At 38.7% G+C, this 16356-nt stretch carries 14 protein-coding genes and 5 tRNA genes; 17 read left to right on the top strand and 2 right to left on the bottom strand.

Annotated features, from left to right (window positions below; genetic code table 11):
- Positions 1-710: 710 nt before the first annotated feature.
- The 10 genes from alaS (at position 711) to GWJ05_RS16185 (ending at position 7665) form a co-directional block, all read left to right on the top strand.
- Complete coding sequence (gene alaS, locus GWJ05_RS16140) at positions 711-3338, top strand: alanine--tRNA ligase (RefSeq protein WP_036932586.1); 2628 nt, start codon at positions 711-713, stop codon at positions 3336-3338.
- A 220-nt stretch (positions 3339-3558) separates the two neighbouring features.
- Positions 3559-3747 (top strand): carbon storage regulator CsrA, encoded by a 189-nt coding sequence (gene csrA, locus GWJ05_RS16145; protein ID WP_004244778.1) that lies wholly within the window; start codon positions 3559-3561, stop codon positions 3745-3747.
- Positions 3748-4212: 465 nt separating this feature from the next.
- Positions 4213-4305: transfer RNA gene (locus tag GWJ05_RS16150), tRNA-Ser, on the top strand.
- Positions 4306-4313: 8 nt separating this feature from the next.
- Positions 4314-4390: transfer RNA gene (locus GWJ05_RS16155), tRNA-Arg, on the top strand.
- A gap of 88 nt (positions 4391-4478) precedes the next feature.
- A tRNA-Arg gene (locus GWJ05_RS16160) sits at positions 4479-4555 on the top strand.
- Positions 4556-4611: 56 nt separating this feature from the next.
- Positions 4612-4688, top strand: a tRNA-Arg gene (locus tag GWJ05_RS16165).
- Positions 4689-4740: 52 nt separating this feature from the next.
- Positions 4741-4817, top strand: a tRNA-Arg gene (locus tag GWJ05_RS16170).
- Positions 4818-5001: 184 nt separating this feature from the next.
- Entirely contained in the window at positions 5002-6585 is a 1584-nt protein-coding gene (gshA, locus tag GWJ05_RS16175) for a glutamate--cysteine ligase (RefSeq protein WP_036932585.1), read from the top strand.
- Positions 6586-6747: 162 nt separating this feature from the next.
- Complete coding sequence (luxS, locus tag GWJ05_RS16180; RefSeq protein WP_036932584.1) at positions 6748-7263, top strand: S-ribosylhomocysteine lyase; 516 nt, start codon at positions 6748-6750, stop codon at positions 7261-7263.
- Between the two features lie 189 nt (positions 7264-7452).
- Positions 7453-7665: a hypothetical protein gene (locus GWJ05_RS16185; RefSeq protein ID WP_123821961.1), complete on the top strand. Its 213-nt coding sequence runs from the start codon at positions 7453-7455 to the stop codon at positions 7663-7665.
- A 190-nt stretch (positions 7666-7855) separates the two neighbouring features.
- On the opposite strand, the gene GWJ05_RS16190 is transcribed toward GWJ05_RS16185, so the two are convergent.
- Positions 7856-9130 (bottom strand): CNNM domain-containing protein, encoded by a 1275-nt coding sequence (locus tag GWJ05_RS16190; protein WP_036932581.1) that lies wholly within the window; start codon positions 9128-9130, stop codon positions 7856-7858.
- Between the two features lie 33 nt (positions 9131-9163).
- Positions 9164-9964: a cytochrome C assembly family protein gene (locus tag GWJ05_RS16195; protein WP_036932580.1), complete on the bottom strand. Its 801-nt coding sequence runs from the start codon at positions 9962-9964 to the stop codon at positions 9164-9166.
- Between the two features lie 172 nt (positions 9965-10136).
- On the opposite strand from GWJ05_RS16195, the gene ffh reads away from it, so the two are divergent.
- The 7 genes from ffh to tyrA all read left to right on the top strand — a co-directional run bounded on the left by ffh (position 10137) and on the right by tyrA (position 16269).
- Entirely contained in the window at positions 10137-11498 is a 1362-nt protein-coding gene (ffh, locus tag GWJ05_RS16200) for a signal recognition particle protein (RefSeq protein WP_036932579.1), read from the top strand.
- 137 nt (positions 11499-11635) lie between these two features.
- Positions 11636-11884: a 30S ribosomal protein S16 gene (rpsP, locus tag GWJ05_RS16205; protein WP_004244772.1), complete on the top strand. Its 249-nt coding sequence runs from the start codon at positions 11636-11638 to the stop codon at positions 11882-11884.
- Between the two features lie 18 nt (positions 11885-11902).
- Complete coding sequence (rimM, locus tag GWJ05_RS16210; protein ID WP_036932577.1) at positions 11903-12448, top strand: ribosome maturation factor RimM; 546 nt, start codon at positions 11903-11905, stop codon at positions 12446-12448.
- A gap of 38 nt (positions 12449-12486) precedes the next feature.
- Positions 12487-13239, top strand: a complete 753-nt coding sequence (gene trmD, locus GWJ05_RS16215; protein ID WP_161681505.1) for a tRNA (guanosine(37)-N1)-methyltransferase TrmD — start codon at positions 12487-12489, stop codon at positions 13237-13239.
- A 52-nt stretch (positions 13240-13291) separates the two neighbouring features.
- The gene (rplS, locus tag GWJ05_RS16220) at positions 13292-13645 is read left to right on the top strand and encodes a 50S ribosomal protein L19 (protein WP_036932575.1); all 354 of its coding nucleotides are present in this window, start codon (positions 13292-13294) and stop codon (positions 13643-13645) included.
- A 369-nt stretch (positions 13646-14014) separates the two neighbouring features.
- On the top strand, positions 14015-15109 hold the full coding sequence (locus GWJ05_RS16225) for a 3-deoxy-7-phosphoheptulonate synthase (protein ID WP_036932573.1): 1095 nt from the start codon (positions 14015-14017) through the stop codon (positions 15107-15109).
- Between the two features lie 35 nt (positions 15110-15144).
- Positions 15145-16269: a bifunctional chorismate mutase/prephenate dehydrogenase gene (gene tyrA / locus GWJ05_RS16230; protein WP_036932572.1), complete on the top strand. Its 1125-nt coding sequence runs from the start codon at positions 15145-15147 to the stop codon at positions 16267-16269.
- Positions 16270-16356 lie beyond the last annotated feature (87 nt).

The raw sequence follows: 16356 nt of genomic DNA on the forward strand, positions 1-16356 counted from the left end.
ATCCATTAAAACTAGCCTTTAACACTATTTTATTTAATATAACGATATTTTTTACTAATGATTTTTTATAGTTGTATGAAAGTTTATATAGTGAAATTTTGATGATATATTCTCAGTAATTATTAATATAAATAAGAATCATTACAATTTGCTCGCTGAGTAAGATTGTAAATAATTGATATAGAGAGATAAATACCTTCAAAATATTTGAATATAATAAGGATGATATTTAAGAGCTTATTGAGTGATATGATAGATCTCATACTGAGAAGTACTTTTTTTTTAGTCAGTTATCGTGAGTTTATTATATTTCTTAATGGATAATGCCAGTGTATTTATTCTTGATTGTTATAAGAAAAAGAGGTTATTCAAGAAAAAAACACATCTAGTTTGTGAGATGACAAAAAAACAATAATAACAAATACTTTTTAATAATTACAAAATGAAAATACTTTAAACCTCTTACATTTCTTAGAATAATCTCACTTAAATAGAGAAAAGTCCCATTCTCATATAACAATCCCACTTTCAGAAAAAAACTAGACGATTTACAATGTCAACACGAATAAGTTTATCGGGGGTTTTACTTCTGACAGAAGAAATTCTATCTTATCCCTACTTATGTATTCGTTGGCTAAGTAGAGGTAACCATAAACCTCCTCTAACTAGATTTCTAATTTCTGTTTTTCCAGCTTGATTTCGGGATAATTATGAGCAAAAGCACCGCTGAGATCCGTCAGGCGTTTCTCGACTTTTTTCATACTAAAGGACATCAAATAGTACCTAGCAGTTCTTTGGTTCCAAATAACGATCCAACATTGCTGTTTACAAACGCAGGGATGAACCAATTCAAAGATGTGTTTCTTGGATTGGACAATAGACCTTATTCCCGAGCGACAACCGCGCAACGCTGTGTACGTGCTGGTGGTAAACATAACGATTTAGAAAATGTGGGTTATACTGCCCGTCACCATACTTTTTTTGAAATGCTAGGTAATTTTAGTTTTGGTGACTATTTCAAACATGACGCAATCCATTTTGCTTGGGAATTATTAACGGGCAAAGAGTGGTTTAACTTACCTAAAGAAAGGCTTTGGGTAACCGTATATGCTACAGATGATGAAGCTTATGATATTTGGAATAAAGAAATTGGTATTCCTGCAGAAAGAATAATTCGCATTGGCGATAATAAAGGTGCACCATTTGCCTCAGATAACTTCTGGCAAATGGGAGACACTGGTCCTTGTGGACCTTGCACCGAAATATTTTATGATCACGGTGACCACATTTGGGGGGGGCCTCCGGGATCACCAGAAGAAGACGGCGATCGCTATATTGAGATCTGGAACATTGTCTTCATGCAATTTAACCGTAAATCAGACGGTACAATGGATCCATTACCCAAACCATCTGTTGATACAGGTATGGGATTAGAGCGTATTACGGCTGTTTTACAGCATGTAAACTCTAACTATGATATTGATTTATTCCGTTCATTAATTGAATCAGTCGCGAAAGTGACTAATGCTTCTGATTTAAGTAATAAATCGTTACGCGTTATTGCTGACCATATTCGTTCTTGTTCCTTCCTTATCTGTGATGGTGTTATTCCTTCTAATGAAGGTCGTGGCTATGTGCTACGTCGTATTATTCGTCGAGCTGTGCGTCATGGGTATATGCTTGGCGCGAAAGATACCTTCTTCTATAAATTAGTTGCGCCATTAATTGAAGTGATGGCTGAGGCGGGTGAAGAATTAAAACGTCAACAAGTTACTGTTGAGAAAGTACTCAAAACAGAAGAAGAGCAGTTTGCTCGTACGTTAGAACGTGGTCTTCAACTATTAGATGAAGAGCTTGCTCAATTAACAGATGACGTTCTTCCGGGTGAAACAGCTTTCCGCCTTTATGATACTTACGGTTTCCCTCTTGATTTAACGGCTGATGTTTGCCGTGAAAGAAATATTAAAGTTGATGAAAAGGGCTTTGATCTTGCAATGGAGGAGCAACGTAAACGTGCTCGTGAATCCAGCGGTTTTGGTACTGACTATAATAGCCTTATCAAAGTTGATAGCCGCAGTGATTTCTCTGGCTATGATCATAACGAACAGCAAGGCACTGTTACGGCCATTTTTCGTAATGGACAATCAGTCACTGAATTAAAAGCAGGCGAAGAAGGTATAATCTTCTTAAATAAGACGGCATTTTATGCAGAGTCTGGTGGTCAGGTGGGTGATAAAGGTGTCTTGACGAGTAAAGATAGTCAGTTTGAAGTCACAGATACGCAAAAATACGGTAAAGCAATTGGCCATATTGGTAAAGTTAACGTAGGGTCATTTATTGTTAACCATAAAATCAATGCTACCATTGATATTGCTCGCCGTGATGCCATTCGATTGAATCACTCTGCGACTCACTTATTACATGCAGCATTACGCCAAGTATTAGGTACGCATGTTACGCAAAAAGGTTCTTTAGTTAACGATAAATACCTGCGCTTTGACTTCTCTCATTTTGAAGCAGTTAAACCAGAGCAATTACGAGAAATCGAAGACATTGTGAATGCGCAAATCCGTCTTAACTCACCGATTGTCACTGAGCTAATGGATCTTGAGGACGCTAAAGAGAAAGGGGCGATGGCTCTGTTTGGTGAGAAATACGACGAACGTGTTCGTGTTTTAACCATGGGGGATTTCTCTACTGAACTTTGTGGCGGTACTCACGCTTCTAGGACGGGGGATATTGGTTTATTCCGTATTATCAGTGAGTCAGGAACGGCGGCTGGTATTCGTCGTATTGAGGCAATTACAGGTATTACAGCAATTGAGAGTGTTCATGAGCAATCAGATCTTATCTCTCTTGTTGCGCAAGTTCTAAAAAGTGACGGTACAAACTTGGTTGAAAGAATTAAGACAGTCCAAGAAAAGTACCGCTTATTAGAAAAAGAACTCCAACAACTAAAAGATCAGCAAGCAGCCCAAGAAAGTTCTTCTTTAGGTGGTCAAGCTAAAAACGTGAAAGGTATCAAACTTTTAGTTCGTGAGCTTAATGGTGTTGAGCCAAAAATGTTAAGAACCATGGTTGATGATTTAAAAAATCAATTGGGTTCAGCAATTATTGTGCTTTCTACTATTTCTGATGGTAAAGTGAGCTTAATTGTTGGGGTCACTAAAGATTTGACTGCTAAAGTTAAAGCGGGTGAGTTAATTAGTTTTGTAGCACAGCAAATCGGCGGTAAAGGTGGCGGTCGCCCTGATATGGCTCAAGCTGGTGGTACTGATATTGATGCTTTACCTGTGGCTTTAGCAAGTGTTGACGAGTGGGTTGAATCGCATCTGTAAGCGATAATAACCTGAAAAAAGGCGCTATCCCTGATTTATAGGGATAACGCCTTATAGAGATATTGATGATCCGTTAAATAATCAGTCACAAAATTTATATTTTGTTATGAAGTATGAGTTACTTGTGATAAATAATGATTATACGAATTGACAATGTATGATGGATAATGGCCGGGAAATTCTAGAGACCCGACTCTTGTAAATTTTCAAGGAGCAAAGAATGCTTATTCTAACTCGTCGAGTTGGTGAAACGCTTATGATAGGCGATGATGTGACCGTAACCGTTTTAGGGGTTAAAGGTAATCAGGTACGGATTGGCGTAAATGCACCCAAAGAAGTATCAGTCCATCGTGAAGAGATCTATCAACGAATTCAGGCCGAGAAAACTCAGCCTACTGATAACTACTAAATAAATTCCCACTTTTAGTTAGCTACAATTCATTCGTAAGCGTCCACACTTTTGCCGGGTCTGGGCGCTTTTCTCTTTATAAGACTTTTTATTCCTTTTTTGGTTCCTATCATCACTCTCCTTGAGTTGCATTTATTATTGCACTATCCGTTTATTCTGATTGACAGAATTGAAACTCTTTTTACCTCTAATCATTCGCTTCACAATTATTTGTTTTGCAAATAAATATATTTGCTATGAGTATAAAATACTTGAATGATTTTTCATCAGCGATATCATTGTGTTTAAGACTTTTTTAGCCAATCTTGCTGATAAACGCATCAGTTTGTTTGTGAAGTGTTCAAACAAACATATATTCGTAAAAAGTTGAGAAAAATTGTTTGACTTCTTAGGCTGAGAAAGTAATATGTGCGCCACACAGAGACGAGATGTTCAGTAAGAACTTCGTTGAGTGGTTCTAAATATGGTGAGATGGCCGAGAGGCTGAAGGCGCTCCCCTGCTAAGGGAGTATGCGGTCAAAAGCTGCATCGAGGGTTCGAATCCCTCTCTCACCGCCATTTAGATTGCATCCTTAGCTCAGCTGGATAGAGTACTCGGCTACGAACCGAGCGGTCGGAGGTTCGAATCCTCCAGGATGCACCAATTCCAACCCCATGATTAATGTATGGGGTTTTTATTTTGGTGCAAATGGTGAATAATTTGCATTAAAAGAGTAAAGTATTAAAACGGCGCATCCTTAGCTCAGCTGGATAGAGTACTCGGCTACGAACCGAGCGGTCGGAGGTTCGAATCCTCCAGGATGCACCATCTCATTACTCATTATTGCTAATAGCAATATGAGCAGCTAGAAAGATTACGACGACGCATCCTTAGCTCAGCTGGATAGAGTACTCGGCTACGAACCGAGCGGTCGGAGGTTCGAATCCTCCAGGATGCACCATCTTTTATTAGATATCATAGTTAAATCGCTTCTAGAATAATTCGTTAGACCTGCATCCTTAGCTCAGCTGGATAGAGTACTCGGCTACGAACCGAGCGGTCGGAGGTTCGAATCCTCCAGGATGCACCATCTTTAAAGCCTCGCTTTTGCGAGGCTTTTTGCTTTCCACGATTCATTCATTTCTCATTATGCTAAGATTTTGTTTAGCATCTACTAACAATGCTAACATCATCTAATCAGCGACAATTTAGTGACTTTACGATAAAGTAACACCTATCTATTTACTAACATTAATCAACGCGGGAGGTCACCTTTGATCCCGGACGTATCCAAAGCGCTTTCTTGGTTGGAAGCACACCCTAAAGTTTTATGTGGCATCCACCGTGGTATCGAGCGTGAAACCTTAAGGGTAACACCAGAAGGCAATTTAGCATCAACCGAGCATCCTATCTCATTAGGTAAGTCATTAACTCATAAATGGATCACAACAGATTTCGCTGAATCGCTGTTAGAGTTTATAACGCCTGTTGATGACAATATTTCACATACCCTGCACTTTTTAGCTGATTTACATCGCTATACGGCGCGTCACTTAGATAATGAACGCATGTGGCCTATGAGTATGCCTTGCTTTATTGAAGCAGAAGATAAGATTACGCTTGCTCAATTTGGCACATCCAATGTCGGGCGTTTTAAAACGCTATATCGTGAAGGGCTGAAAAATCGTTATGGCGCTTTAATGCAAACTATTTCAGGTGTGCATTATAATTTTTCATTGCCTATCGAATTTTGGCAAGCATGGGCGAATATCAAAGATGAAAACAGTGGTAAAGAGGCGATTTCAGATGGTTATTTGCGTTTGATCCGCAACTATTATCGCTTTGGTTGGATTATTCCATTTTTCTTTGGTGCATCGCCGGCAATTTGTGGATCTTTTTTAAAGGGAAGAGAAACAAACTTACCGTTTGAAAATACGCCAAAAGGTGCGAAGTATTTACCTTACGCAACGTCATTACGTTTAAGTGACTTGGGATATACCAACAAATCCCAAAGTGATTTGGATATTACCTTTAATCACCTCGAGACTTACGTCAAAGGGCTGAAAAAAGCGATTCATAAGCCATCTGATGAATTTGCAAAACTGGGTGTTAAGAATAAAGACGGCGAATACATTCAATTAAACACCAACGTACTACAGATTGAAAATGAGCTTTATGCACCTATTCGCCCTAAGCGTGTAGTCAAAGGTGATGAGTCTCCTTCTGATGCTTTATTACGAGGTGGCATTGAATATATTGAAGTTCGTTCACTCGATATTAATCCTTTTACACCAATTGGTGTCGATGAAACACAAATTCGTTTCCTTGATTTATTTTTGATTTGGTGTGTTTTAGCTGATGCACCAGAAATGAGCGCATCTGAATTAGCGTGTTGTCGTTCAAATTGGAATAACGTTATTCTAGAAGGACGTAAACCAGGTCAAGTTATCGGCATGGGGTGTGGAGAAAGAAGAGAGCCGTTAGCACAAGTGGGTAAAGCGTTATTTGCAGATTTAAAACGTGTAGCTAATGTTCTTGATTGCTGTTCTGGCACAAAATATATGGAAGTTTGTGTTAAGTTAGAAGAAATGTTTGATAATCCAGAATTAACCTTTTCTGGCAGACTGTTAGAGAAAATCAAAACACAAGGCATTGGTAGCTACGGTTTATCTTTAGCGGAAGAGTATTACCAAGAATTAATTAAAACACCTTATGAAACATTGACTGATGAAGCGTTCGAACATGAGAGAATTTCATCTATAAAACGTCAAGAAGAGTTAGAAAAGAGTGATACCATTTCTTTTGATGAGTATTTGAAGAACCATGCGGGGGCGAATGCCGATAACGTGGCTTCCTAAACTTAGATAGAAAAAAGCCACACTAAGATTTGTGTGGCTGAAAAATTCTATAGAGAAATAGGGATGATAACATTTTGCGCGTATTCATTACTAAGACCGGGCTACTTGCAGAAAGTTTCATTTTTTCTTAAAAATATTTAAATTTTTCTTAGGAGGTTTTTTATGCCTTTATTGGATAGTTTTACTGTTGATCATACTCGTATGTCTGCACCCGCTGTACGCGTTGCTAAAACAATGAAAACGCCATCAGGTGATACCATCACGGTATTTGACTTACGTTTTACTGTGCCAAATAAAAAAGCTATGCCTGAGAAAGGAATTCATACATTAGAGCATCTGTTCGCTGGCTTCATGCGTAACCATCTTAATGGTAATGGAGTCGAGATCATTGATATCTCGCCGATGGGGTGTCGTACAGGCTTCTATATGAGCTTAATTGGGCAACCAGAAGAACAGAGAGTTGCTGATGCATGGAAAGCAGCAATGGAAGATGTTTTGAAAGTAAAAGATCAAAATCATATCCCTGAGTTGAATGTATATCAATGCGGTACTTATGAAATGCACTCTCTGACTGAAGCACAAGACATTGCACGGGATATTTTATCTCACCATATTGGTATTAATCATAACGACGAATTAGCACTTCCTGAAGAGACTTTAAAAGAGCTACATATCTAGTCTTAGGCACCTTATAAAACTAGGGGACAATAGATCAAGAAATTCGCATCCTGATTTATTGTCTCTTTTTATTCTAATTTTTTCCTATTTTTCTTTTTTTTATCCCATTGTTTTATTTTCTTATCTTCTTATATTGTTATCACAATAATGGATTAAATTTATGCTTAATACACGGAGTACACTTTTATTATGGAAAATCATCCATTCCTATCACCCAAATTGGTTTTAGAATTTTTTGTTCGAGAATTTTATTTCTTTGGTAAAAGTACATTGCGTACTCATTTTCCACGCAAGTCTCTTTCTCTTACGTTAAAAAAAGGTGAAACAGCATGCTTTATTTGTCAACGAGAAGAATATGGTTATTCTTATTCTCATGAGCCAGCACTTAATCTAGTGATGTGAGTAAAAAATCATGGTTTTTATTCTGATTATCAACAAGTAAGGCCTATTCAACTCAAGAGAGAACAAGCAATAGAACCTTCTTATATGGAACCCGCGAGAGAGTTTGATTTTCGTAATAGCAAATTACGATTTGAGTTAGGATAAATAGAAAAAAATAAAGCGCTTCAATAAGCGCTTTATTTTGCATTCATTAATGATGAGGAATAGCGAGATGGCGAATTAGGGCCTTTTTGATCACGTTGTCCTGGACTTCAAGTATTTCGAATTCATAATCACTGACTTTTATTTTATCGCCGACAACAGGTAAGTCACCAAGTTCTTCAATAATGACACCGTTAATAGTTCTGGCTTCATCTTCGGGCAAATGCCAGCCAAATGCTTTATTGATGTCTCGAATATTTGTTGTGCCATCAACGAGTAATGATCCATCTTTTTGAGATGTCACTTCTTCTGCTAATGACGGTGACATTGAAGTGGTAAAGTCACCCACAATTTCTTCTAAAATATCTTCAACAGTGACCAAACCTTGAATTTCACCATATTCATCTACCACAATACCTGCTTTTTCATTATTAAGCTGAAAATTAACAAGCTGTAAATTTAACGGTGTGCTTTCAGGAATAAAATAGACTTTATCTGCCGCTTTCATCAAAATTTGTTTAGTGAATTCTTTTTTCTCCGTCATTAAACGATAGGCTTCACGCACTCGTAACATTCCAATGGCATCATCAAGAGTATCGCGATAAAGCACAATTCGACCATGAGGGGAGTGAGTGAGTTGTCTTACGATTGATTTCCATTCGTCATTTACATCGATACCAATAATTTCATTTCTTGGAACCATAATATCGCCAATAGTTACTTTTTCTAAATCAAGAATAGAAAGCAACATATTTTGATTTCTTTGAGAAAGCTTTGATTTTGATTCATTTACAATGGTTCTTAGCTCTTCTTTTGAAACGGCATTACCTTGTATTACTGGCGACTTTATTCCTAAAATTCGCATGAATATTAATGTGATTTTATTAAAAAACCAAACAATCGGTAACATGATTTTTTGTAATGGTGAAAGAATGATGCTACTTGGGTAGGCAAACTGTTCTGGATACAACGCCGCGATTGATTTTGGTAGTACTTCCGCAAAAATAAGGATCACAAACGTTAATATCCCTGTTGCTATAGCAACACCAGCATCACCATATAAACGCATGCCCACAATAGTTGCTAATGCAGATGCAACAATATTAATCAGATTATTGCCAATCAATACCAGACTGATCAATCTATCAGGCCGTTGCAATAGTTTTTCAACACGTTTTGCAGAGCGATTTCCTTGTTTTGCTGCATGACGAAGACGATAACGATTAATCGTCATCATACTGGTTTCTGTTCCAGAAAAATAAGCTGAGGCAATAATCATCGCTATTAGTATGATAATGAGCGTAGTTGTCGACACATGCTCCAAAATTGAGATCCTTTTGCTACCTTAAAATAAAAATTAATTAAGCATTAACTCTTGTAATAAACGATTACCAAAAAAAGCTAATGTCAAAATAATGGCGCCAATCAAGTTAAAGATAATGACTTTTTTCCCTCTCCACCCTTCGCGGAAATGTCCCCATAATAAAATGATGTAAACAAACCAAGCGATAATAGAAAAAATCGATTTATGGATATTTTCTTTACCAAAAATATTATCCATGTACACCAAACCTGTACACAATGTTAGTGTGAGTAACACGACACCAACTTGTGTGATATGAAACATTTTACGCTCAATCGTCATTAATGGTGGCATTTGAGGTGAGAATTTTAGTTTCTTATTTTTTAGCTGATAGTCGAGCCAGCTTAGTTGTAATGCATACAATGCTGCGATTAACAGTGTGGCATAGCTTAATAATGCGAGCCCTATATGGATAAAGAGTGATGTACTACTTTCAAGATGTGTAACAAACTCACCTGGCATCAGTGTCGCAATGACAAGATTGACTATTGCAAAACAATAAACAATAGGCAGTAAAAACCATGCTCGGCCACGCGAAGCCACAATCGTCATAATAACGCAGACCATCAGGCTAACAATAGCACCTAGGTTGGTGAGTGAAAGATCCTGCCCGCTGTGAGGACGGAAAATTAAAAATTTTAATGAAATAGCATGCGCAACAAGCGCAATGACCGCGAAGAGGAGGGCTAATCCTCGGTATCCATTCTGCTCTTTTCGTAACAGGCTAGGTAAAATGAGCACCAGACTGAGTAAATAAGCGCAGACAGCGACGATAGAGATTGATATAACGGGCATAGTTTCGCTTACATATATTGTTTGAATAACTTCCTAGTATAGCGCTAGGAGCATTCGGCTCCAACTATTGAAGTCATTAAGCTTAAATCTCTATGCAGAGATCCGCGAGTCATCGTGATATAATCGATGACATACATACTGATAAGCCCAACTTTAACACTGAGCTAAGATAATGTTTGAGAATTTAAGTGATAGATTATCGCGCACATTGCGCAATATAAGCGGTCGAGGAAGATTGACCGAAGAAAACATTAAAGAGACACTGCGTGAAGTACGTATGGCGTTATTAGAAGCCGACGTTGCCTTACCGGTGGTTCGTGATTTTATTGCGCGAGTGAAAGAAAGTGCAGTAGGACATGAAGTTAACAAAAGCCTGACACCTGGTCAGGAGTTTGTGAAGATTGTTCAAAATGAACTCGTCAATGCGATGGGAGAAGTCAATACTGACCTTGATCTTTCTGCTCAACCACCAGCTGTTGTTTTAATGGCGGGTCTGCAAGGTGCAGGTAAAACAACCAGTGTTGCAAAATTAGGTAAATTCTTAAAAGAGAAAAAGAAGAAAAAAGTTCTGGTTGTTTCTGCTGACGTTTATCGCCCTGCGGCGATTAAACAGCTTGAAACATTAGCTGAAACTGTTGGTGTTGATTTTTTCCCTTCTACCGTACAAGAAAACCCAGTCACGATTGCAAGTAATGCATTAAAACATGCACAGCTTCAATTTTATGATGTGTTACTGGTGGATACCGCAGGGCGTTTACACGTAGATGAAGGTATGATGGAAGAGATCCAGCTCCTTCATAAAGCCATTAATCCCGTTGAAACCCTGTTTGTTGTTGACGCCATGACGGGGCAAGATGCTGCAAATACGGCAAAAGCATTTAATGAAGCATTACCATTAACCGGGGTTGTCTTAACTAAAGTTGATGGTGATGCGCGTGGTGGTGCGGCGTTATCAATTCGTCATATTACGGGCAAACCAATTAAATTCCTCGGTGTTGGGGAAAAAACAGAAGCATTAGAACCTTTCCACCCAGATCGTATTGCCTCTCGTATTTTAGGCATGGGTGATGTTCTGTCATTGATTGAAGATATTGAAAGCAAAGTTGACAGAGCTCAAGCTGAAAAATTGGCGACGAAGCTTAAAAAAGGTGATGGTTTTGATCTAAATGATTTTTTAGATCAATTAAAGCAAATGAAGAACATGGGCGGCATGGCGAGTATGTTAAGCAAAATGCCGGGTATGTCTCAGGTGCCAGATGCAGTAAAATCACAAATGGATGATTCAATTTTAGTGAAAATGGAAGCGATTATTAACTCCATGACTAAAAAAGAACGCCAAAAACCCGAAATCATCAAAGGATCTCGAAAACGTCGTATTGCGATGGGATCAGGTACGCAGGTGCAAGACGTCAACCGTTTGTTAAAACAGTTTGATGACATGCAACGTATGATGAAAAAAATGAAAAAAGGTGGCATGGCTAAGATGATGCGTAGCATGAAAGGTATGATGCCACCAGGATTTCCAGGCCGATAAAATCAAAAAGCCTGAAAAAAAACGTGCTTTGGATTGCTTTTTTCGCCAAAGTGAGTAAACTTTTCGGGCTTTTTATATGACAACCGGACTCCGTTCCTCGATGGCGTCTGGTTGTTTTATTAACTAATGAGGATGTTATGGTAACAATTCGTTTAGCTCGTGGCGGCGCAAAAAAGCGTCCGTTTTACCAAGTAGTAGTAACCGATAGCCGCAATGCGCGTGATGGTCGTTTCATTGAACGCGTAGGCTTTTATAACCCACTGGCAACCGGTAATGCAGAAGAATTACGTTTAGACGTAGACCGTGTTGAACACTGGGTTGCTCAAGGCGCAACTGTTTCAGAACGTGTTGCTGGCCTGATCAAATCAGCGAAGAAAAGCGCTTAATCTGTCGCGGTGGTAACAATGAGCGAACAAAAAACCTTAAAAGAGCCTGTAGAACCTATTGTTATGGGTAAGTTGGGCTCACCTTACGGGATCCGTGGTTGGCTCAGAGTTTTTTCCTCCACCGAACATGCCGAAAACATTTTTGAATATCAACCGTGGTTTATTCAGCGTCATGGACAGTGGGAAACTATTGAAATTGAAAGTTGGAAACATCACAACCAAGATATTATTGTCAAGCTAAAAGGTATTGACGACAGAGATGCGGCTAATTTCCTGACGAATGTTGAAATTGTCGTGAATGCATCGCAACTGCCTGAACTTGAAGGTGAATATTACTGGAAAGATCTGATGGGTTGCCATGTTGAAACTGACAAAGGCTACGATTTAGGTGTCATTACTGACATGATGGAAACGGGCTCAAATGACGTCATGGTGATTAAAGCTAATCTGAAAGATGCATTCGGTGTTGGGGAACGGTTAGTTCCGTTTCTTGATGGGCAGGTTATCAAGAAAGTCGATCTCTCAGCGAAAAAAATTATCGTTGATTGGGATCCTGGTTTTTAGATTATCCGGTTAACGGTTCTCAACGGTGGGACACTAAAATGTGGATTGGGGTAATTAGCCTATTTCCAGAAATGTTCCGCTCTATAACCGAGTACGGGGTGACTGGTCGGGCAGTGAAGCATGGTCTGCTTAATGTAGAATGTTGGAATCCCCGAGATTTTACATACGACAGACACAATACCGTTGATGATCGTCCTTATGGCGGTGGTCCTGGTATGTTGATGATGGTACAGCCTCTAAGGGAAGCCATTCATCAAGCGAAAGCTGCGGCTGGTGATGGAGCAAAGGTGATTTATTTATCACCTCAGGGACGCAAACTCGATCAACAAGGAGTTTGTGAACTGGCAACAAATGAGAAGCTAATTCTAGTTTGTGGTCGGTATGAAGGTATAGATGAGCGTGTCATTCAAACAGAAATCGATGAAGAATGGTCTGTGGGTGATTACGTATTAAGTGGTGGGGAATTACCTGCCATGATAATGATAGATGCAGTAGCACGCTTTGTACCGGGTGTTCTCGGACATGTAGCCTCTGCGAAAGAGGATTCTTTTGCTGAAGGTTTACTGGATCATCCTCACTATACTCGCCCAGAGGTATTAGATGGTATGGAAGTTCCGGCAGTTCTACTATCGGGCAACCATGCACATATTAATCGCTGGCGTATGAAACAATCACTGGGTCGAACCTGGCTAAGAAGACCTGAGCTTCTGGAAAGCCTAGCTCTGACTGACGAGCAAAGAGTGCTGTTAACAGAGTTCCAACAGGAATATCTGGAAAGTACAGCAGAGTAAGTCTGACACAAGGTGTCATTAATATCAGTTTACCTAGGGTAAGAGAGTTATTATGAGCAATATTATTAAGCAAATCGAACAAGAACAAATGAAGCAAGATGTACCTTCATTTCGTCCAGGCGATAATGTAGAAGTTAAGGTATGGGTTGTTGAAGGTTCTAAAAAACGTCTGCAGGCATTCGAGGGCGTGGTTATCGCTATTCGTAACCGCGGTCTGCACTCTGCATTTACTGTTCGTAAAATTTCTAATGGCGAAGGTGTTGAGCGTGTATTCCAAACTCACTCTCCAGTCGTAGATAGCATCACTGTGAAACGTCGTGGTGCGGTTCGCCAAGCTAAATTGTACTACCTGCGTGAGCGTTCAGGTAAGGCTGCTCGTATCAAAGAGCGTCTTAACGCTAAATAATACGCTTTCGCACATCCGAAAGTTATTGTTAAAAGGTCAGCATTTGCTGGCCTTTTTTTTTATCTCTTTTACTTCAATCTCCCTATCTTCTCTACTTTTCTTATGCTGAGATTCATTAAAAGATAAAGTGTAATTATATGTTTACGATATATTGTTTTGACTCAATATTTATCACATCATTTTTATTTTTTTAATGTCTATAACTGATTGTTATTTATTGATTATTTATAATTAAAATAGTATGTGTAAAGATTGAGTTACAATATTATCGTAATTATTGAAAATATGGATTGATTTCTTTACATTGCATGTTATCTTATCTTTCAGACACACAAAAATCACAATGACAGATATAAAAAGGTAACGATTATGATCATGCAAAAAGATGCACTCAATAATGTGAATATCAGCGAAGAGCTGGTTTTAATTACGCCCGAAGAGTTAAAACAAAAATACCCATTGAGTCGCAATGATCTGCATGCCATTGCTCAATCACGTCAAACAATCTCTGATATTGTTCAACATCGTGATCCTCGTTTACTTGTGGTATGCGGGCCTTGTTCGATTCATGACGTTGATGTTGCTATCGATTATGCAAAACGCCTAAAAGCATTAGCGTCCGAATTAAGTGATAGTTTGTACATTGTGATGCGTGTCTACTTTGAAAAACCTCGTACAACAGTGGGTTGGAAAGGCTTAATTAGTGATCCATTTATGGATGGTAGCTTTGAAATGGAAAAAGGATTACATATTGCGCGAAAATTGCTGACTGAATTAGTGCAACTAGGGCTACCTTTGGCAACAGAAGCATTAGATCCTAATAATCCACAATACTTAGGTGATTTATTTAGTTGGTCTGCAATTGGTGCAAGAACAACCGAGTCTCAAACTCACCGTGAAATGGCATCAGGACTTTCAATGCCAGTTGGTTTTAAAAACGGGACTGATGGTAATTTAGATACGGCAATTAATGCAATGAAAGCAGCTTCTATGCCACACCGCTTTATGGGAATTAATCAATCAGGGCAAGTGTGTTTATTACAAACGCAAGGTAACCCTGATGGGCATGTGATTTTACGGGGGGGGAAAACACCAAATTACCATGAAGAAGACGTGGCTCAATGTGAAGCTCATATGATAAAAGCAGGCTTAAAACCCTCATTGATGATTGATTGTAGCCACGGTAATTCGAATAAAGATTTCCGACGTCAAACCGCAGTGGTGGATTCAGTGATTGAACAGATCACGAAAGGTAATGAGTCTATCACCGGTATTATGTTAGAAAGTCATATTAATGAAGGTAATCAATCATCAGAACAGCCTCGTAATGAAATGAAATATGGTGTTTCAGTAACAGATGCTTGTATTAGCTGGGAGACAACAGAATCTGTATTAAGAAATTTACATGCGCAAATTTCACCTGTTTTAGCCCAGCGTGAAGCGTTGTTTAAAAAAGTAAGTTAAGCTAGATAACCATAAAGAAAAAGAGGCAAGCATCGATGGCTGAAGAATTACAATATTTGCGTGAGCAAATTGATCAGGTAGACAAATCATTGCTTTCTTTACTTGAGAAAAGAATGCAATTGGTAGCTGAAGTAGGAGAAGTTAAAAATCGCCATGGCTTACCGATTTATGCCCCTGATAGAGAAGCCTCTATGCTTGCTTCTCGGCGTAATGATGCACAGAAAATGGGAATATCTCCAGATTTGATTGAAGATGTGTTACGCCGAGTGATGCGTGAGTCTTATACGAAAGAGAATGACAAAGGTTTTAAAACGCTAAATCCTCAACTGGGTAAAATTGTTATTGTAGGGGGGAAGGGGAAAATGGGAAAACTATTTTCTCGTTTATTTACCCTTTCTGGTTATCAAGTGGAAAGTTTAGAAGCAAATGAATGGCAAACGAAATCACCCGCTATTTTTGAGAATGCGGGAATGGTCATGATTAGTGTGCCTATCCATTTAACTGTTGACGTGATCGAGTCGCTTCCACCTTTACCTGAAAATTGTTTACTTGTGGATCTCTCCTCCATTAAAAAAATACCTTTAGAAGCGATGTTAAAAGCACATAGTGGGCCTGTTTTAGGTCTTCATCCTATGTTTGGCCCTGACGTGCCTAGCTTAGCAAAACAGGTTGTGGCTTATTGTGAGGGTCGTAACCATCAAGAGTTTGAATGGTTGCTAGAGCAATTAATGGTATGGGGCGCTAGAATTGAGGCAATCGCACCAGAAGATCATGATAAAAATATGAGCTTTATTCAAGCACTTCGGCATTTTACAACGTTTGCTTACGGTCAGCATTTAGCGAAAGAGAATGTTGATCTTGCGAGTTTGCTTAGACTGTCATCTCCTATTTATCGTTTAGAATTAGCAATGATAGGGCGACTATTTGCTCAAGACCCACAACTGTATGCAGATATTATTTTATCATCAAAAGAAAATATTGAATTAATTCGTAGATATCATCACTCATTAGGCCAAGCTATCGATTTATTAGATATTAATGCAAAGAATGAGTTTGTTCATTCATTTAATAACGTGAGTGATTGGTTCGGTGATTATGCTTCTCAATTTATGAAAGAGAGTGGTGTATTATTACAAAAAGCGAATGATAGCCGTATTTAGCTATATATAGTATTTATCTACCTATAAAAGGTATAAAGGAATAACAGTATAAAAGCCGAACAGTGATTGTTCGGCTTTTATTTTGCT

The sequence above is a fragment of the Proteus sp. G2626 genome (assembly GCF_009915985.1).
Lineage (GTDB): Bacteria > Pseudomonadota > Gammaproteobacteria > Enterobacterales > Enterobacteriaceae > Proteus > Proteus vulgaris.